The 18,452-nt window shown below is 49.6% G+C and carries 17 protein-coding genes and 1 riboswitch; of the genes, 2 read left to right on the top strand and 15 right to left on the bottom strand.

The genetic code is table 11. The annotated features are described in order from the left end of the window. Positions 1–149 precede the first annotated feature (149 nt). The 11 genes from RQP50_RS01975 to cobD all read right to left on the bottom strand — a co-directional run bounded on the left by RQP50_RS01975 (position 150) and on the right by cobD (position 12,301). Positions 150–1,841: a cobyric acid synthase gene (locus tag RQP50_RS01975; protein ID WP_394358337.1), complete on the bottom strand. Its 1,692-nt coding sequence runs from the start codon at positions 1,839–1,841 to the stop codon at positions 150–152. A 7-nt stretch (positions 1,842–1,848) separates the two neighbouring features. Beyond that, a complete protein-coding gene (gene cobS / locus RQP50_RS01970) occupies positions 1,849–2,682 on the bottom strand; it encodes an adenosylcobinamide-GDP ribazoletransferase (RefSeq protein ID WP_315742822.1) in 834 nt (277 codons plus the stop codon). Further along, the gene (cobU, locus tag RQP50_RS01965) at positions 2,679–3,248 is read right to left on the bottom strand and encodes a bifunctional adenosylcobinamide kinase/adenosylcobinamide-phosphate guanylyltransferase (RefSeq protein WP_142543879.1); all 570 of its coding nucleotides are present in this window, start codon (positions 3,246–3,248) and stop codon (positions 2,679–2,681) included. The genes cobS and cobU overlap by 4 nt, the downstream gene beginning before the upstream one ends. A gap of 162 nt (positions 3,249–3,410) precedes the next feature. Beyond that, the gene (gene cobT / locus RQP50_RS01960; RefSeq protein ID WP_072727339.1) at positions 3,411–4,466 is read right to left on the bottom strand and encodes a nicotinate-nucleotide--dimethylbenzimidazole phosphoribosyltransferase; all 1,056 of its coding nucleotides are present in this window, start codon (positions 4,464–4,466) and stop codon (positions 3,411–3,413) included. Positions 4,467–4,755: 289 nt separating this feature from the next. Further along, positions 4,756–5,625 carry an ABC transporter ATP-binding protein gene (locus tag RQP50_RS01955; protein ID WP_315742818.1) on the bottom strand — a complete coding sequence of 290 codons (870 nt, stop codon included), beginning with the start codon at positions 5,623–5,625 and terminating at the stop codon, positions 4,756–4,758. Continuing rightward, complete coding sequence (locus RQP50_RS01950) at positions 5,622–6,665, bottom strand: FecCD family ABC transporter permease (RefSeq protein WP_028531710.1); 1,044 nt, start codon at positions 6,663–6,665, stop codon at positions 5,622–5,624. Before RQP50_RS01950 ends, RQP50_RS01955 begins: the two co-directional genes overlap by 4 nt. 17 nt (positions 6,666–6,682) lie before the next feature. Beyond that, positions 6,683–7,684, bottom strand: a complete 1,002-nt coding sequence (locus RQP50_RS01945; RefSeq protein WP_315742815.1) for an ABC transporter substrate-binding protein — start codon at positions 7,682–7,684, stop codon at positions 6,683–6,685. A gap of 449 nt (positions 7,685–8,133) precedes the next feature. Further along, positions 8,134–8,345, bottom strand: a riboswitch (cobalamin riboswitch). A gap of 196 nt (positions 8,346–8,541) precedes the next feature. Further along, positions 8,542–9,423, bottom strand: a complete 882-nt coding sequence (locus tag RQP50_RS01940; RefSeq protein ID WP_315742813.1) for a histidine phosphatase family protein — start codon at positions 9,421–9,423, stop codon at positions 8,542–8,544. A gap of 30 nt (positions 9,424–9,453) precedes the next feature. After that, positions 9,454–10,419 (bottom strand): adenosylcobinamide-phosphate synthase CbiB, encoded by a 966-nt coding sequence (gene cbiB, locus RQP50_RS01935; RefSeq protein WP_315742811.1) that lies wholly within the window; start codon positions 10,417–10,419, stop codon positions 9,454–9,456. Positions 10,420–10,459: 40 nt separating this feature from the next. Continuing rightward, positions 10,460–11,179: an adenosylcobinamide amidohydrolase gene (locus tag RQP50_RS01930; protein ID WP_072727342.1), complete on the bottom strand. Its 720-nt coding sequence runs from the start codon at positions 11,177–11,179 to the stop codon at positions 10,460–10,462. A 27-nt stretch (positions 11,180–11,206) separates the two neighbouring features. Further along, the gene (gene cobD / locus RQP50_RS01925; protein WP_315742808.1) at positions 11,207–12,301 is read right to left on the bottom strand and encodes a threonine-phosphate decarboxylase CobD; all 1,095 of its coding nucleotides are present in this window, start codon (positions 12,299–12,301) and stop codon (positions 11,207–11,209) included. Between the two features lie 358 nt (positions 12,302–12,659). Between cobD and RQP50_RS01920 the strand changes: the two genes are divergently transcribed. Continuing rightward, positions 12,660–13,118 (top strand): phosphatase, encoded by a 459-nt coding sequence (locus tag RQP50_RS01920; RefSeq protein WP_072727344.1) that lies wholly within the window; start codon positions 12,660–12,662, stop codon positions 13,116–13,118. A gap of 126 nt (positions 13,119–13,244) precedes the next feature. On the opposite strand, the gene RQP50_RS01915 is transcribed toward RQP50_RS01920, so the two are convergent. Continuing rightward, positions 13,245–13,805: a nitroreductase family protein gene (locus RQP50_RS01915; protein WP_072727345.1), complete on the bottom strand. Its 561-nt coding sequence runs from the start codon at positions 13,803–13,805 to the stop codon at positions 13,245–13,247. A 167-nt stretch (positions 13,806–13,972) separates the two neighbouring features. Here RQP50_RS01915 and RQP50_RS01910 point away from each other — a divergent pair, with 167 nt between their 5' ends. Continuing rightward, complete coding sequence (locus tag RQP50_RS01910; RefSeq protein WP_072727346.1) at positions 13,973–14,977, top strand: lipoate--protein ligase; 1,005 nt, start codon at positions 13,973–13,975, stop codon at positions 14,975–14,977. A gap of 140 nt (positions 14,978–15,117) precedes the next feature. Here RQP50_RS01910 and RQP50_RS01905 read toward each other — a convergent pair whose 3' ends face one another. The 3 genes from RQP50_RS01905 to RQP50_RS01895 form a co-directional block, all read right to left on the bottom strand. Beyond that, positions 15,118–15,975 (bottom strand): MurR/RpiR family transcriptional regulator, encoded by an 858-nt coding sequence (locus tag RQP50_RS01905; RefSeq protein ID WP_021256356.1) that lies wholly within the window; start codon positions 15,973–15,975, stop codon positions 15,118–15,120. 518 nt (positions 15,976–16,493) lie between these two features. Then, positions 16,494–17,513 (bottom strand): ROK family protein, encoded by a 1,020-nt coding sequence (locus RQP50_RS01900; protein ID WP_315742804.1) that lies wholly within the window; start codon positions 17,511–17,513, stop codon positions 16,494–16,496. Next, a complete protein-coding gene (locus RQP50_RS01895; RefSeq protein ID WP_315742802.1) occupies positions 17,510–18,319 on the bottom strand; it encodes an N-acetylmannosamine-6-phosphate 2-epimerase in 810 nt (269 codons plus the stop codon). The genes RQP50_RS01900 and RQP50_RS01895 overlap by 4 nt, the downstream gene beginning before the upstream one ends. Positions 18,320–18,452 lie beyond the last annotated feature (133 nt).

Genomic DNA, 18,452 nt, shown 5'->3' with positions numbered 1-18,452 from the left:
ACCTCGGTAACCATGTCCCGAACTCCCTTGATTGTAATGTCTTTAGTACGTCGAGGCAAGAGCAGAAGGCGATAGGGAAATCATTTCAAATTCGTGCTTTCCCATCCTTCTCCTGCTGCTGTGTCCGATTGCTCCTTCGAATCCCTCAGCTATACACTATCCTCTGGTTTATCTACTTGAAGAATACGATACAGCACATCCATCTGCAAGTTGCTCCGCACCAAGTCAGCCAGCCGATCAAATGCATCCTCACGCTTCGCATTATAATTCAGTATCGTCGGGATAGGGTTGAGCCCTTGCTTGAGACGCAGCCCGTTCAACCAGCCCCTGCGAAAGGCATCATTATGAAAAACACCGTGCATATACGTTCCAAATAGACGTCCTGATTCCGTTACACAGCCATCTGTTCCCCCATCGCCATCAAGCCTGAATAGGGGCTCAGCTTCAATGCCGGTGCATGTATGTGTCGTGATCGTAGAACGCCCCATATGAATCTCATATCCTTCAACGGGAACTTGGTTCATGGGTGTTCCAACGAGCTGCGATGCGCTCACGACACCTGATACCCGCTCAGTTCGCTTCTCGGCGGCAAATTCCGTAGCCAGTGGGAGTAAGCCTAATCCCTCCATGGTCGCTCCTGCCTCCGCCTCAGCTCCTGCTGGATCAGATAAATGCTGGCCAAGCATCTGATAACCGCCGCAGATCCCTGCAACTGCCCCTAGATGTTGTGCTGCGTAGTGCTGAACAGCTTCCGCCAATCCCGTGCTGCGCAGCCACTCTAGATCAGCCATTGTACTTTTGGTTCCCGGAATGACGATTGCATCGGGATTGCCCAGCTCCTCCGGCTTTCTCACATATCGAACGCGAACATCAGGCTCAGCTATTAATGGATCAATATCGGTAAAGTTCGAGATATGGGGCAACGCCATTATGGCAATATCCAGATCATTTTCCGGTTCTGCCTTGCCTTTCCACTGTTCGAGAGCAACAGAGTCCTCTGCCTCAATATCGAGATCATTGGCGTAAGGAAGCACACCAAGTACCGGGATGCCTGTCCGTTCCTCCAGCCATTCGATTCCCGGCTGCAAAAGCGACACATCACCGCGGAATTTATTAATGATGATGCCGTGAACCCGTTCTCGCTCATGCGGCTCCAGCAGCTCCAATGTCCCGACGATGAACGCGAATACGCCGCCGCGGTCAATATCCGCGACGAGGATAACTGGAGCATCTGCCCAGGCAGCCATGTTCATGTTCACAATATCATTATGCTTGAGATTAATTTCCGCTGGGCTTCCTGCCCCCTCCATGACGACAATATCATACTCATCGCGAAGCCTATTGACCGCGTCAACGACGATGCGCTTCGCCTCGGGTAGGAAGCTAGAGCGATAATCGCGAGCACTCAAATTTTGATAAGGCTTGCCGTGAACGACGACTTGGGAGCTCATCTCCTGCATGGGCTTCAGCAGCACTGGATTCATATCCGTCGTCGCCATTACCCCGCATGCTTCGGCTTGCACACCTTGTGCGCGCCCGATCTCCTTGCCATCAGGCGTAACGTAAGAATTCAACGCCATATTTTGCGACTTGAACGGCGCCACCTTATATCCGTCCTGCTTCAAGATACGGCACAGCGCCGTGGTCACAACACTTTTGCCCACATCAGAAGCCGTGCCCTGCAGCATAATTGTCCGTCCGCGTCTGGGCTTGCTTCGTTCATGCTCTACCTTCCCGACTTCCCTCTGTCCGGCTTCTTCTTGAGCCGAAACAGAGGCCAGCGCTGTCAAGGACACCTTATCTCCTTGAGCAGGAACGTTGTTATTTAACTGTTCATCCATATCACGTTCACCCTTTCATTCCACACAAGAGCACCAGCAGCAGCATGAACACCATTTCTGTACACTCATTCAACGCGCCATAGGTATCACCTGTCAGGCCGCCGAGTTTCTTCGACAGGTATCGAGATACTCCCCATGCCGCTGCAACTCCTAACAGCAGCGAAGCAATGAGCAGCCACCAAGGCCAACCCGAGATGATCCCCGCTGGCATCGTCATCAGATAGCTGATTCGAATCGGAAGCGCCATAGCTCCAACAGCCACTGCGGTCAGCAGCCAAGCACAGCCATATGCTGCAGCCACATGATTCCGGTTGAGCCCTTGAAAATAACTGCCCAACCCAGACTCAGCCCGTGCATACGGTTCATTGGTCATCGCCCATACCATAGCGGCACGCGACCAGATGAACGGAATGACGATCCAGACATTCCAGGCATTCGCGTCAAATAATGCGGTTAGCAACGACCATTTCAGCAGCAGCATCAGGACGCATGCAATAACCCCCATCGCCCCAACACGGCTGTCCTTCATAATCTCCAGCATACGCTCACGGGATCGGCTGCTGAATATGCCGTCCGCTGTATCCATCAGTCCGTCCATATGCAGTCCACCTGTAAGCAGAAGCATAAGCGCCAACGTTACTGCCGCTGCTGGCCCTGTCGGAAGCAGCAATGTCAACCCAGCTCCTGCTCCCCACACAATCAATCCAATTATTCCGCCCGCGACGGGAAAGAACAAGGTGCTGCGCTTCAGCACCTCATTCGTGAACGGTACTTCCTTCGGGATTGGAATGCGGGTCAGGAACTGCATGGCAGCAATACAAGCATGTACATATTGCTTCATAGCTCAACCATCCTGCTCTTGAGCTCTATCGGAATCCCAGCCGTAACCAAATACACTTCGTCTGCAAGTGCAGCTATTCGCTGATTTAGCCGGCCCGCTGCATCACGGAATACTCGTCCAAGCTTGTAGGCTGGTACAACGCCACTGCCAACCTCATTCGTTACCATGACGACGACACCATCGCGCTGCTGAATACCTTGAAGCGCATGCAGAATGTCGCGAATACGGCACTCCAACTGTGCCTCCATCCGTTCCTCATCCTCCTGCTCTGCACGCAGAAGCTCATTGGACAGCCAGATCGTTAAGCAATCAACGAGCACTGTCGGCTGTTCCTCTCCACTCAGCCAACCCGGGAGATCCAGCGACTGGTTCACTGTGCTCCACGCGTATCCAGATGCCTCTCGACTCGCCTGATGCAGCCGGATGCGCTCCTTCATCTCCTCGTCATGAGCTTCAGCGGTCGCAACATAGGTACCGCCCTGCGGGGACAACTTCATAAATAGTCGCTCAGCGAACGTACTCTTCCCGCTGCGTGCTCCGCCTGTTACGAGTACAATTTTCCCCATGCTCACTCATCCTTGCTTCAAGATACTTGCATTGATTATCCTTGTGTTAACATCATACCTAAGCTGATCACACTCGTGTGACACCATACATACATGCAATCGTCATGCTTGTTTACGTTTCTTATTCATTTGGAACCATAATCTTGGCATTCCAATCTGCGATTACTCCTTATTGGTTACACCTGCCTCTGCGAATGTTGCCATCTCTCGCATAATTCGCACTGCAGCATCAATAAGCTGGAACATCAGCACACCGCCAGTCCCTTCGCCAAGACGCATCTGCACATGCAAGCAAGGATTCAGCTTGAGCTCAGACAACAGCGCTGTATGCCCCCGCTCCTCTGACAAGTGCGATCCAATAAGATAAGGCTGTACCGCCGGAGCTAATCGTACAGCAGCCAGAGCAGCCGCACTGGAGATAAACCCGTCTATCACAACCGGAACCTGATTCGCCGCCGCTGCTAGAATAACACCCGTAAGACCGGCAATTTCCAGCCCTCCTACCTTCGCCAATACATCCAATGCATCCTCACGATTCGGTGCATTGATTTCAAGCGCTTGCCGTACCACATTGCATTTATGCTTCCACTGCGCGTCGCCAATGCCTGTCCCATGGCCTACTGCCTCTTCAGGCTCCATTCCAGTAAATGCACACAGCATCGCAGCGCTCGCCGTTGTATTTCCAATGCCCATCTCCCCTGTCGAGAACAGGCGATATCCTTCGCGAACGTACTGCTCCACAATATCAACACCTACTAGAATCGCAGAGATTGCTTCCTCTCGCGACATAGCAGGCCCCTTCGCCATATTCGCCGTTCCTTTGCGCACCTTGCGCGATACAAGCTTCGGATCGTCCAAGTCCGCATTGACACCGATGTCGACACATACCACGTCTGCACCTGCTTCGCGCGACAGAACATTGACCGCAGCTCCGCCACGGAGGAAGTTATACACCATCTGCGGCGTCACTTCGGATGGGAATGCGCTAACACCTTCCTCACATACCCCATGATCGCCAGCCATGACAATAACGGCCTTCTTCTCGAATTGCGGTTTAACTTCTCCTGTAATACCTGCAACTTGAATCGCAACCTGCTCGAGTACTCCCAAGCTTCCCGGCGGCTTCGTCAATTGATTTTGATGTTCGATAGCAGATTGGATTGCCTGCTCATCCAAGGGCTTAATTTGTGCGATCAGTTGATTCAATCGTTCATTCATGCTGCTCATCTCCGTTGTCAAATTGATTTACATGTGTACAAGCTGTGTTCATAGATGTGCACAAAGTTGTATTCAGTTCGTAGTTCTGTTCTTAAATGTGCAAATGATTGTTTTCAGTTCTTAGTTGTGATCTTAGATCCGTGCACAGATTGTGGTTCTTTCTGACTATGACTCATATCTACTCTTGTTCCATGCAGCATTCACTATATTCATCGTTATCGATTTTCAAGCGGAATGCTATAAATTGCGTTATTGCAAAATGACAGCAATTTATGCTGTCCAGGGCCGTCTATAACCCTAGCTTCGGTCGAATAAGAATCTGAGGGCGGCCCGTATCGGGATGCGGAACAACCGTCGTCTCTGTGGCAAAAATACGTGACAGCAGCTCCGTAGTCATGATCTGCTCAGGTGTGCCTTGAGCAGCAATGCCGCCGCCATGAATGACAACAAGCCTATCGCAATATAAAGAAGCCAAATTCAAATCATGGAGCACGGATACGACCGTCAACCCGCAATCCTGCTGCCACTCCCGAACAATATCCATAAATTGCACCTGATAATGAATGTCCAAATACGTCGTCGGCTCATCCAGCAGTACAACAGAAGGGGATTGCACCATTAGCTTGGCCAATGCCGTCCGTTGGCGCTGCCCGCCGCTAATCCGATCAAGTGGATGGTCAGCCAGCTCCGTCAGTTGCAGCTTCTCCATAATCCGGTCTACAATCTCTCCACTATCCTCAGATTCTGATCCAAGCCAGGATTGAAATGGGAAACGTCCCATCTCAACCACTTCGCGCACCGTAAATCCAAGTGGCGGAAGCGCTTCCTGCTGCAGCACTGCCATCATCTGAGATAGTGCTCTGCGCTTATAGGTACCCAGCATTTGACCAGCAAGCTGTATAGAACCAGAAGCAGGTCGATCCACTCCTGACAACAAAGACAGAAGCGTGGACTTGCCACTGCCGTTCGGACCAATGATGCCAACCCACTCTCCAGACTTCACAGCGAAATCCACATCTTGCAATACATGCTTCTCCCCATAATGCTTGCTCAGTCCTTGAACCTCAATGATGTTGCCCTTCTCGATATGAATGGCAAGCTTGCTGCTCTCTGCATGATCCAGATATGCTTCCGGAAAATGTTCTCTTCGCTGTGTCATGACCATTTCCCCCGTTTCGCTCGCTTATTGCGCATAAGCAAGTAGGCGAAGAATGGCGCACCTAGAAACGCGGTTACAACCCCGAGCGGGATTTCCGTCGGTGCGAATGCCGTACGGGCAATCGTATCTGCCCACATCACATATATCGCCCCACCAATTGCTGAGAGCGGTATCAAATATCGATAATCAGGGCCCACAATTAAGCGCAGCAGATGCGGAACGACTAATCCGACAAAGCCGATGACGCCGGATACAGATACGGCAGCTGCAGTAATCATCGTTGCCGTCAGCAGCACTACCCATTTCGTCCGCTCTACATGAAGTCCGAGATGCGAGGCCTGTCGCTCACCTAATGCAAGCAAATTAAGCGGTCTTGCATATGCAATAAGAATAACAATGCCGATTGCCAAATAAGGAGCGAGCACCACTGTATAAGACCAGCCTCGCATCGCCAAACTGCCCATCACCCAAAACAAAATCTCATTGATCGTCTGATTTGTCATGGCTACAAGAAAGGAGACGATGGAGCCGAGAAAAGCTTGCATCACGACTCCAGATAAGATCAGTGTCTCGATTGGAATCTTCCCCTGCTCACTGGCCAGCTTAATGACGAACATTAGGGTCGCTACCCCTGTAGCGAATGCAACGACAGGAATCGTCCATTCGCCGAACAGCGAATACTGCAAACCGAAGTAAATAAGGAATGCGGCTCCAACAGAAGCCCCTGAAGATACCCCTAATGTATACGGATCTGCCAACGGGTTGCGCAGCACTCCTTGAAATGCAGTACCTGCGACCCCAAGCGCCGCCCCTACGAGCATTGCCAATAGAACTCGTGGGAAGCGTACCTTCATCATAATTTGCGCGGAAGCGTCATCCCATGTCACCGGTATGAACTGATCCAGCCCTGGAATATGATGAAGCAGAATTTGAGCAATTTCCCCCATTGGCATTTGTACAGAGCCTACAGCGAGGCATCCTACAACGGACAAAAGGAGAAGCGCAATACCCGCTCCTCCATACCAACCCATTTTATTCATCGATTTCTCCACGACGATTATTTTACCAAGTCCGGATGAATCGCCTTCGCAACTGCCTTCAATCCTTCAGCTACACGAGGTCCCGGACGGCTGATCAGGTTCTGATCCACACCGATTACTTGATTGTTCTTAATTGCATTAATGTTGTTCCAACCGCTGCGTCCACGAATAATTTCTTCCAAGGATTTGTTCGTCTCTTTGTCCACTACACCTTGCGTGAACATGATTACATCCGGATTGGATTTAATAATATTCTCTTCGTTAATTTGAATCCAGCCAGCTGAATCAGCCGCAACGTTCGTGCCGCCTGCCACTTCAATCAGTTCGTTCATGAACTCGCCGCTGCCTACTGTCCAGCCTGGGGAGAATTCAATATACACCTTTTTCTTCTCCGCACTTTGAACGGCCGACTTCACATCTTCACGCACTTGTTTCATGTTGTCAACAATCGTCTTCGCCTTAGCTTGCTGATCCGTAATTTGACCATACAATTCAATGTTCTTAATCACATCATCGTACGTTTTTGGCTCAACCTTGAATATTTTAATGCCCAGTTCACGGAACTTCTTCACGACGGGCTCCTTCATGGAGATACCTGTGAATACGATGTCCGGCTTAGCTTTAATGATTGCCTCTTCATTCGGCTTCGTAATGCCGCCCATTTTCTCTTTGGACTTCGCTGCCTCTGGATAGTCGTCAAAATCAGACACCCCAACGATTTGTGCATCCAATCCAAGCGCGAACAAGGACTCTGTCTCAGCTGGGGACACGGATATAATACGTTCTGGCGCTTTGTCGAATGTGAACTCCTCACCCGTCGCATCCTTAACAGTCAGTGGATACGTCGTTTTTAGATCATCCTGCTTCGGTTGTTCTGTAGCCCCATTGCCATTGGACTCTTGCTGTGCAGTATTATTCTCAGCAGGCTTAGCCGCATCTTTATTGCCGCAAGCCGCCAGTCCTACTGTAAGCATAAGCGCCAATAGCACCGCTACCGATTTGTTCAGCCATTTGTTCATGTCAGAATCTCTCCCTCGCGTCATTCTTCCTAGTCTCTAACCATGTACTACCCGTGCAGGTGTAAAGCGGTTCCATCCTTCGCCATGCGAACGATAATGCACTGCAAGCTGTACTTGCCGTAAGAATGTATGTACATCCCCATTCGGTATCAGTTGTCAATGAGCACTTGCATATACCTGAGCTGTAAATCCTACTGTGACTGAATTTGTGATATACATTCGTGCTGTGCAATTGCATTGAACTGCAGTTTACCTTGTACAAACGAAGTGCTTGATGGGATGTGAAATCATTTCCAAATACAGCAAAAACCCCCGATCCTTCGATCCGGGGGAACACAAAGTCATCTATCGCAATATTCAACAGACACCTAGAAGCAGGAAGCAAGCAGCTGCGCTGCCATGTTGCCTGATGCATTACGCCAATGACGTGATCCTCTCCGCGAAGGATACAGCTCGTCCATCTTCAGGCAGGTTTCCTGACTTAGGAGAATACGTTGCAGCTCGCCTTCCCATCCATAGCGGTACATACAGCACACACTAATGAATCCGACAGTGGCATCATGAGCGCAACACTCCATTCACAGTGGCGGGACCGCGCCGGGTTCACACCGGCTTCCCTATTAACCTCGAATATGCATCGGCCATACAATACAACGGTGTCTCTTACCGAACAACGCGTATGGATCCGTACCGCATACATATCCAAGGACCTGAAGTATCACGATTATTCAATATGGAATACATTTCGTCATCCAAGTGCTAAACTCGATAATTGATTATAGGGGAAAAGCCCCTGCGTTGCAATAGATTACATCATTGCGTGCATCCAATGAACCTGCTTTGACACACAAACGTCATCATCTGCTGGGAAGCCGTTCTGCTCGCAAGAACTTCCATTTGCGGGCACATCGCTTCGCCGTAATCATAACACCGCCACCAATTGGCGCAGCGGCTTCCCAGAATGACTTCCTTGGGAAAGCCAGCGTGTATAAGCGACGAACGACACCACCGTGTGTAACGATGACAACATCTGGCCGCGGACTAAGCCCGCTTCCATATGACTGTCTCTGCATCCGGCTTGTCTTGCTCCGCAGCACACGTCCACGTGGCAGCGGCGAAGCATGGTACGGCCGACGACGGATAGCGCTCTCTTGCCGTTCCATGTGATTTTCACTGCTGATGAAGGAATCACGCGCATTGCGCAGCACTTCCCACCATACATGCGCCGTTCGCGTACAGAAGGTCTGCCACGGTTCCCCTCGCGGCGGCTGGATGGCTGATGAATCGTCAAGCCATCTTCGATACTGTGGATCTTCCTTCAAGTCATTGTAGGTTAACCCTTCCCACATACCGAAGTCATATTCTCGCAGCCTTGTGTCCTCCACAGCTTGGATGCTGTCACGCGGACGCAAATAAGCGAGCGTGTCGCGACAGCGGCGCATATCGCTCGTGTATAGCAGCGGTGATGGATGCGCCAATGTTCGGCGAAGAGCTCGGAGCTCTTCTGTTGAATCCGGCAATAGCGGTACATCTGAATAGCTAATATATCGCCGCTCCGTATTCTCTTGCGTCAAGCCATGACGAACAAGTGCGAAGCGCACAATTTTGCCGCTTGCTTGACTCTTTTTTCGTAACATATGTCTTGTCATTAATAATCGTTTCCTGTTGTTTTTCGATGCTCCTGAACGACGCCGGTTCCGATGAATAACGGGAGCATTCCATTTAGTTGTCCGTGTCATCCCATTTGTACTCCTTCATCCGCCATTCGTCTACAGAAGCCATCCTCCGCGCACATATAGGAGCAGGCCTGCCAGAATAACAAAGACTGTCGAGCTGCTTACGAGCAGCCTGCATACCGCAGGCACATGCTCTGCTTGCAGAGGCTGCTTCATATCCCCCATATAAGCGCGGAACGAACGTATTCCTTTATACACATTATAACCACCAAGCCTGATGCCAAGCGCACCTGCTGCTGCTGCCTCTGCCCACCCGCTATTCGGGCTTGGATGCTTGCTTGCATCTCGAAGCGCCATTGACCAAGCCCTGCGTACATCATACCGATGAATCCAAGCGCTCAGCGTGATGAGCACAGCAGTGATCCGTGCTGGTATCCAGTTGGCGATATCATCGAGGCGGGCAGATGCCCAGCCCAGATTCTGATATTTCTCGTTTTTATAGCCGACCATAGAATCGAGCGTATTCACCGCACGATATGCCATAGCCAGCGGAGCGCCTCCGATAAGTGCGAAGAATAGCGGCGAAATGACCGCATCAACAATGTTCTCCGCTACCGTCTCGACGGTAGCTCGCACGACTTCCGGTTCATCCAATTGCTCTGTATCGCGGCCGACAATCATGCCGACTTCTCGCCTTGCACCCTCTAAGTCCTGCTCCTTCAGCCTCCGATACACAGCCATCCCTGCATCCTTCAGTCCTTTTGCCGCAATTGTCGTTCCAATGAGCAATGCCTCGGCAATCCATCCTACATATTCATGAACATGATATAGTCCTGTTAATATAAGCCAAGTCGACGCATACGCTCCTCCTACCATGATCATCGGCAGCAGGATGCCTAGCGGCTTGAGTGCCTGCTCGGAAGGACTTATCCTGCGTATAACACGTTCTACTCTGCTTATTCCTTTGCCAATCCCAACGACTGGATGCGGGATAGCCCGAGGATCGCCTACAATCCGATCCCATATGTATGCTGCTATTATGATGAGCGCTGCTGTCATATGTCTACCACCCTAGTAGATTGTTCTTCTCTGTTAGCGGTCATGCTTCATGCTGAGTCTTGACGGACTCATATACGGTAGTATACACGAGTTGTCCGACCGCATGACCCAATGTGGTCGCTGTCCCTGCATAGCAATGCACAGGTTCATATCGACCAGTATCTATCACGGCAAATGCAATTGCATCTGTCGTCGTCCCCGTGGCAATGCGCCCCGTCTCTGAATCCAAGATGCCCAGATCAGACAGAGCCGCACATTTGGCCTCCGTTGCCGTCATGAACACATTCCATACCGCGGCATCAGACAATTTGCCATCCATAATAAGAATGGAATTAATCGTCCCTGGCTTCAATGGTTCATAAGCTGAGAATACGCGCCGCGGCATCCCTGCGCGAGCCGCATTAGACGTTCCGGCAGTCGTCACGCACAGAAGCGAGCATTCATCCGCATCCTGCTCAGCAACAGATGCATGGCTCACCTTAGCAGCGGTCATAAGCCCAACTGTCTGCTCCGGAGCGTACCCCTTCTCTACACATGTCAAACGAAGGTACTCTATCGGATCTGCACAATTGAACTGATAATGAACCATCTGATTCAAGATGCGATTGCCCGTCCATTGCCCTCCATGATATACAGCACTGCTCCATATCGGCGCTGCCTGTGGCAGCTCAACAGCGATGAGAGCATCCTCCCAGCGAATATCTACTCCTGCAATATGTCCAGATGTAAAGGTACAGTTGCCCTCTCGATATGGCTGCATCCCACTTCTCCTTCATTCTGTGTTTGTCTACTGTAACACAGCTGCAAGGGCTGACGCTACAATTGCATTCGCAGCGCGATCCTTGACTGCCAATCGGAAGTCTCTCTCCGTCAGTCCAACATACATATCGCAATTGCGAATGAGAATGCCAGATCGGCATAATTCGGCCTGAAGCGACTTCGCCGTCCACCCTTCTGGAGCTCTGCATAATAGGAAATTCGCTACGCTTGGCCATGTTCGAATGCCTAACATATGCAGCTGCTGACGTAGAGCAGCCCGTTCTTCAACGATGAGAGCTCGTGTTGAAGCCGCGTATTGATCCGCTTGCTCGTCCGTCAGGAGGGCCTCCCCTGCCGCTAGTGCCAAGCCATTGACACTCCATGCCACCTGCATAGCCGACATCGCCGCAATATGCTGCGGCTGGGCGATTGCGTACCCGAGACGTAATCCAGGAATCGCATAGAACTTCGTAAGTGAACGAAGTACAATAAGATTCGGACATCGATGAACGAATGGAATCAAGGAATGCTCCTCTTCATTCGCAAAGTCGATAAAAGCTTCATCGATTACGAGAATCGTAGAAGCAGCTTCTGCTGTGGCTGCAAGTCTTCCCAGCAGCATACGATCATATAATGCACCATTCGGGTTGTTCGGGTGGCCGATAAATACGACATCCGCCTGCTCAATAAGCTCTGTCAGCTGAGACTCGGTAGCACGGAAGTCGTTATCCTCACCGCCAACCCTATGCATCACTTCTGCTCCGAACTTGCGCGACAGCATCTCATATTCAGAGAAACAAGGGGCAATAACGCCAACCCGTTTAGGCCGAATCGCCAGCAACAGCAGCGCCATGCATTCTGCAGCCCCGTTGCCAATGCTAATCAGTGCCTCGTCGACCCCTAACCTCGCAGCTAAGAGCTTCTTCATCTGCCGATGTCCAGGATCCGGATAATGAACGATTGACGGCATCATCTCGCTCCTCAGACGATCTATAACAGCCGAAGGCGGACCAAGCGGATTAATATTCGCACTGAAGTCCAGCAGTGCCTTACGATCGACGCCGAACGCGTCCGCAGCCGTCCACACATCCCCACCATGCCCGAATCGTTCAATTGTGCCCATTGCTGTCTGCCTCCCAATGATGTCAATTGGATTTGTCCAAAGGTTGAAAATATCTATGTACTGCTAGCTCCACGAACCGGAGCTTTCCAATATGGAATCGTTTCTACTCGTCCATTATGCGTAACAGAGCAATGTTCGTCAAACGAATTTTCCTGTAAATATGTGCAGTTCTTCCGTTCACTACGGGCGTTGCGGTGCGATTCGCAAGCAATTATAGTGGAATTGCAAAGGTTTTATTACGAAATGCCAAAAAACATTGGTCAATCGCACACTGTAACACTTCTGTTAATTGCTGTATAATCTTGTTGCACCACACATCTTAACAGGTGTGATATGTCATGGATGAGGAGGGATGATTATGTCGGTGCATCACAAGACATCATGGGCTACTCTCAGCGCCGCCATCATTGTCACCATCTATTACGCTGCAATTCTATTTCGACTCAAGGGAGACATTGGATTATACAGCACGGAAATGATGGCCCTTGCCCGGAACGTGTTCGGAATTGCCGTCGTCGTTCAAGTCGTTATGCACTTTATCAATTTTATGTCCAAGGATGAGGCCGAGGACAAGGAGCTTGCTCGTTCGGTATCTATGCAGGCCAATCAGTTCAGCCTACTCTTTCTCGTCCTTGCTGTAGCTTGCTGTGCGGCCTATTTAATATATGTATCGGATACACGCACCCTATTGCTGTCTCCGCTCGTATGCGCTCATTTGCTTGTCTGTGTGCTGCTGGCTGCGTGGGTGATCAAGCACTCCTTGGAATTAATGCTGTACCATCGTTTTATCAAGGCGGATCCATTAGATCATCCTTGATCATGTAACCGTTTACTTCGTGAATATTACTATCCGTGATACAAAAGATAAGGAGTGCCCGATCAGCATACGCTGCGAGGCACTCCTTATTGTTAGGACAGAGCCAGTTGCACTGGCCATCCTCCTTTATTGATCGATTACAGTGAAGAGTTGCTCCGCACTCTTACGCGGGCGAGCCTTCGGCGCATCGTCAAAGTAGCCGATGCGGATTACCCCGACAAGCTTCTCGCCTGGTTGTACGCCAACCATCTCACGATATTGCTTGTTGTAGATATAGTCGCCTGTATGCCACAGCATGCCAAGACCCTGTTCCCATCCAAGCAGCTGGAAGTTCTGAATCAGAGCGCTCACCGCTTCCAAATCCTCTTGCCAAATATTCGGACGAGGGTCTTCAGGCATAACCACATGCAAATAAGCAGGGACATGCATCAAATGCTCCTCGAACTTCTGGCGTTGCTCTGGCGTTGCATCTCTTAGCTTAGTCTTATCTAGAATGGTAAGAAGTCCGTTCATAATACGCGCCTTTCCTTCTCCTTCCGCATATATGAAGCGCCAAGGCTCACGCAGTCCGTGGTTCGGTGCCCATACTGCGTCATTCAACAGCTGCAGCACTAGGCTGCGATCAACAGGCTTGTCGTTGAATTCATGTATACTTCTACGTTCTCGAATAATTGAAGCAATTGACATTCTAAAGTCCCCCTCAATAGGTTGCATTGTAACCGTCTTTGTTACTTCACATCATATCACCTGTGATAACGATTATCAATATCAAATCTATTTTGTATTCTCTTGCAAATCGTATACAATAGAACTATATGCACCAACAGCTTCTACATGAAGGAGACGGACAAGCTATGAAGTTTATTGATAATCAAGGCATAACAGACCCGCGGATCAATCTTGCAATCGAGGAATTCGTATTGAAGCATTTGCCGCTTGAGGAAGACAGCTATCTTCTATTCTATATCAATGAGCCATCGATCATTATAGGTAGAAACCAAAATACAATCGAAGAAATCAATGCCGAGTACGTGAAAGATAACAACATTCATGTTGTGCGTCGCCTTTCTGGCGGTGGAGCTGTATATCATGATACAGGCAACCTGAACTTCAGCTTCATTACTAAGGATGACGGTGAGTCCTTCCATAACTTCCGCAAATTCACCCAGCCTGTTATCGACACCTTGCACGCTCTCGGCGTGAATGCCGAGCTAACTGGACGCAATGATATCCAAGTTGGGGAACGCAAAATTTCAGGAAATGCCCAGTTCGCTACCCGTGGCCGCATGTTCAGCCATGGAACGCTGCTGTTCAATTCGGAAATGGAACATGTCGCATCTGCACTTAAAGTGCGCCAAATCAAAATCGAATCCAAGGGTACGAAATCTGTGCGCTCCCGTGTTGCCAATATAGCGGAGTACTTGAAGGAGCCAATGACCATTGAAGAATTCAAGGCTTCGATTCTGCACCACATCTTCGGTATCGAAGCGAATCAAGTTCCGCAGTATGTGTTGACTGAGCAGGATTGGGAGATTATTCATCGAATCTCCGAGGAACGCTACCAGAACTGGGATTGGAACTATGGCCACTCTCCGAAGTTCAATGTGGAGCATACGAAGAAATTCCCTGCCGGAATCGTCGATGTACGATTGGATGTAGCGGATGGTGTGATTCAATCAATGAAGATATACGGGGACTTCTTCGGAATCGGCGAGGTAAGTGATATTGAGGAGCGGCTCCAAGGTGTTCGCTATGAGGAACAAGCCGTCTCCGAGGCAATTGGAGATATGGACATTAATCATTACCTCGGCAACATTAGCAAGGATGACTTTGTCGGGCTGCTTATGCTGCAGGAATAGTCCGTAAAGCAGATAGAGGCGTCCTCTCTTGATGAGAACGCCTCTTCGTTATGTAACGCGAAATTTACCGGGCGTCGCCCGATCCAATTCAGACTACTTGTATGTCTTATCATAGTCATAAAGCACTGAAGCTCATAAGCTTAGTATAGCTTGTCCAATACGGACTTGGCCGTTTGTTGAATTGCCTTGTATGCCTTCTCCTTATCTTGTAAGGCAACAGCCGTCGACAGAATATCGAGGACATGGATTTGTGCAATTTTCGATGAAAAGGCCCCACCCTCAAGAGGTGTCTCCTTGGATTTGATCAGCAGAATGGAGTCTGCATATTTCGTAATAGGGGACTTTGCATGACTCGTCAAGCAAATGAAAAATACGCCATTCTCCTTCGCCAATCGAATCGTGTCCACCAAATCCTTCGTACTGCCTGATGTTGATATGCCGAATACGACATCTTGTTCAGTCATAAGTACCGCATTCATCGCCATCACGTGTGGATCTGTTATCGCTTCCCCAGTGTAGCCAAGCCGCATAAAGCGATACTGTGCATCCATCGCTGTCATAGCAGACGAGCCTACCCCCATGAAGAATAGGCGCTTCGCATTCACGATGGCTTCGACAGCCTTATTCAGTTCCTCCATATTCAGCAAGGACAGCGTATGCTCAAGCGACGCGACATTCTCCATTGTCATTTTCTTCGCTACAACAGCCAGGTCATCACTCTCATCAATCTCACTATCTTCATGTTTCAGTGGTGATACCAGATCTTTAGCCAAGGATAGCTTGAAATCTTGGTAGCTTTTAAAGCCCAGATTACGACAAAAACGCAGAACAGAAGTCTCGCCCGCACTTGCTCGCTCCGCTAAATCCGTAACTGTCGCATATAGCACCGATTCGGCATTTTTCAATACATAGTCTGCTATTTTCTTCTCCGTCTTCGTCAGTGACGGATAGAGACTTCTAATCAGCAGCAGTGTATTGGTATGTTCACCTGCGACCATCTCATGATTCCCCCTAACTTCTTTATGTATTTCAATCCGTATGATGCGGCACTCTATAGCGTATCTTGTGCCGGATTTGTTTATTTCCATGCCAGCTCACAACTACTGACACAATCCTAGTGTTCGGACTTCCCTCACTCATAGTTCATCGGTTCAATCGATGTATTGATCGTACTAGGCAAGATTCCACATGCCTCATTCACCATCCGATTAACAGCCATCCACGACGTCAGTGGTCGGTGCTTACACCAAAGTCATCATGCACAACCCATTCACAGGGAAATTCGAACTAACCTTATCATCTAATGGAACGATTAAAAAATCAACATGTTGATAACAAAATAATGAAAGCGCTCTTACTTAGTGATAGCTCAAGCAGGGTCACTATACCATACAGTCCCCGACGTGAACTGCTTCGATTCATTGGTAAGAACACGATAAAAAAGCGGCAAACAGACAGTTCACGTCCTGCTATTGCCGCTTATTACGATCGATTTATTATGCAAGTTATAAGTAGACTAGATTACAGAAAAATGGTCGGAAGGTTGGGTCGAATGAAGCTCCGTCCAAATACAGTTGGCAGCTCCGACTACCCCAGCATGCTCACCCATTTCAGCAGCATGGAGTTCCACACCATCTCCCCAATATGCAGGCATGCACATCTTGCGCATCTCTTCCTTAATTGCTTCAAGCAGCCATGCCCCTTGTCCGATAACAGCTCCGCCTAATACAAATCGACGACTATTGAGCACATGCTGCAGCGTCACAAGCCCAACCGCGATGTTTCGAATATATTGGGTAATGACCTCATTTGCTACCAGATTGCCACTACGTGCCGCTGCGAACCAAGCCTCTGGCTTCTCCTCACATTGAGGCAATATTGATGCCGCAGAAGAGCTGCCTTCAAGAGAAGTAATCTTCTCTCTCATCATCCGCTTCAAGGCATTTACAGAAGCATACTGCTCCCAACAACCGATCAATCCACAAGTACAAGGCTCGCCATCCATCTGCACGATGAAGTGCCCGAATCCACCCGCATGGCCATCAGCCCCGCCATAGAGTGCACCCTCTTCAATAATCGCACCTCCAATTCCTGTACCGAGCGCGACGCAGACGAATTGATCCATGCCTCTGCCTGCGCCCTTCCAGCTCTCCCCGAGGGCGATTGCATGCACATCGTTAATGACGCGAACCGGCACCCCCGTCGCTTCATGAAGCAATTCTTGAACAGGAGTCCCGCTCCAACCCGGCAAATTATCCGTCGCATAAGCCACATGCCCATCGCGGTGAATATAGCCTGCGGAACCTATACCAATGCCTTCTACTGCCCACTGATTCTGTGCCGCCTCACTCCGATAATAATGAATAAGCTGCTTCAGCTTGTTCAGCAGTTCGTCTCGTCCAAGCATAGCCTCTGTAGGAATGGTACGGGAATGAAGTACATTTCCCTGTTTATCTACAATGCCGCTCTTTATATTCGTTCCACCAATATCAATAGCGATGACGACAGATTCATGACTGTTCACTACGTCTGTCATGATGACGCCTCTCCCTTGCTGGCACTAACATTCCCATCCTGATTCTGAGCAATCACAGGGATAACCGAGCCCGACATCGCCGCTTGGACGGGGACTTGCCCCCCTTTTATCTTGGAAACAAATGAACTGGTAAGCGTATGCGGACGTGTAATGGCCGTGCCCACTACTACGGAGAATGCGCCATTTCTCAAGGCTTCCTCCGCCTGCTCCGGTGTATGGATGCGTCCTTCCGCGATGATCGGCGTTGACACTGCTGCGGCCAGCCGCTTGATCAGCTCCATATCCGGCTCCTTCTGCTGCACGCTATAGGGCGTATAACCTGATAATGTCGTAGAAATAAAATCAAAACCCAACTCCGCCGCGCGAATCCCTTCCTCATAAGTTGAAATATCCGCCATCAAGGGGATGTCATATTTTGTTTTGATAACGTTTACAATGTATTCAAGCGTTTCACCCGATGGACGCGGCTGCATCGTGGCATCAAGCGCTACCATGTCAGCGCCGGCAGCAATCATCACTTCAACATCCGCAAGAGTCGGAGTTATATATACGTTAGAACCCGGATATTCCTTCTTCCATATTCCGATAACCGGAATGCGAATCGCTTCCTTAATCGCTGCAACATCTTGCGGCGAATTACTGCGAATTCCGGAAGCACCGCCATTCACGGCTGCTAAAGCCATGCGCACCATCATATCGCTTCCATACAACGCTTCCCCTGGATACGCCTGACACGATACAATCAAATTTCCTTGTAGTTGTTCAGCAAGCTTCTCTACTCTTTTGTTCGTTTCCTCTACCTTCATCGTTTCCAACTCCCATAGGTTAGAAATAATCATCCAATATTTCGACCACATTTCGGATTCTTACTCCAATTTAGCATGGAAAATGAAGGATGTAAAGGATAGATCATCGAAAACTGTGCTTTACAGCATGCGC

It is taken from the genome of Paenibacillus suaedae (genome assembly GCF_032337355.1).
Lineage (GTDB): Bacteria > Bacillota > Bacilli > Paenibacillales > Paenibacillaceae > Paenibacillus_B > Paenibacillus_B suaedae.
The sequence above is the reverse complement of the archived record's forward strand: the minus strand, read 5'-3'. Positions and strand labels throughout refer to the sequence as shown.

What these genes read in the sequence shown, in the direction of transcription:
- RQP50_RS01900 (WP_315742804.1), bottom strand. Translation starts at nt 17,513, where the DNA reads ATGACAGACGTAGTGAACAGTCATGAATCTGTCGTCATCGCTATTGAT.
- RQP50_RS01940 (WP_315742813.1), bottom strand. Translation starts at nt 9,423, where the DNA reads ATGACACGGACAACTAAATGGAATGCTCCCGTTATTCATCGGAACCGG.
- RQP50_RS01955 (WP_315742818.1), bottom strand. Translation starts at nt 5,625, where the DNA reads ATGACACAGCGAAGAGAACATTTTCCGGAAGCATATCTGGATCATGCA.
- cobD (WP_315742808.1), bottom strand. Translation starts at nt 12,301, where the DNA reads ATGGGCACAATTGAACGATTCGGGCATGGTGGGGATGTGTGGACGGCT.
- RQP50_RS01930 (WP_072727342.1), bottom strand. Translation starts at nt 11,179, where the DNA reads ATGCAGCCATATCGAGAGGGCAACTGTACCTTTACATCTGGACATATT.
- RQP50_RS01905 (WP_021256356.1), bottom strand. Translation starts at nt 15,975, where the DNA reads ATGGTCGCAGGTGAACATACCAATACACTGCTGCTGATTAGAAGTCTC.
- RQP50_RS01910 (WP_072727346.1), top strand. Translation starts at nt 13,973, where the DNA reads ATGAAGTTTATTGATAATCAAGGCATAACAGACCCGCGGATCAATCTT.
- RQP50_RS01920 (WP_072727344.1), top strand. Translation starts at nt 12,660, where the DNA reads ATGTCGGTGCATCACAAGACATCATGGGCTACTCTCAGCGCCGCCATC.
- RQP50_RS01895 (WP_315742802.1), bottom strand. Translation starts at nt 18,319, where the DNA reads ATGAAGGTAGAGGAAACGAACAAAAGAGTAGAGAAGCTTGCTGAACAA.
- cbiB (WP_315742811.1), bottom strand. Translation starts at nt 10,419, where the DNA reads ATGACAGCAGCGCTCATCATAATAGCAGCATACATATGGGATCGGATT.
- cobT (WP_072727339.1), bottom strand. Translation starts at nt 4,466, where the DNA reads ATGAATGAACGATTGAATCAACTGATCGCACAAATTAAGCCCTTGGAT.
- cobS (WP_315742822.1), bottom strand. Translation starts at nt 2,682, where the DNA reads ATGAAGCAATATGTACATGCTTGTATTGCTGCCATGCAGTTCCTGACC.
- RQP50_RS01945 (WP_315742815.1), bottom strand. Translation starts at nt 7,684, where the DNA reads ATGAACAAATGGCTGAACAAATCGGTAGCGGTGCTATTGGCGCTTATG.
- RQP50_RS01915 (WP_072727345.1), bottom strand. Translation starts at nt 13,805, where the DNA reads ATGTCAATTGCTTCAATTATTCGAGAACGTAGAAGTATACATGAATTC.
- cobU (WP_142543879.1), bottom strand. Translation starts at nt 3,248, where the DNA reads ATGGGGAAAATTGTACTCGTAACAGGCGGAGCACGCAGCGGGAAGAGT.
- RQP50_RS01975 (WP_394358337.1), bottom strand. Translation starts at nt 1,841, where the DNA reads ATGGATGAACAGTTAAATAACAACGTTCCTGCTCAAGGAGATAAGGTG.
- RQP50_RS01950 (WP_028531710.1), bottom strand. Translation starts at nt 6,665, where the DNA reads ATGAATAAAATGGGTTGGTATGGAGGAGCGGGTATTGCGCTTCTCCTT.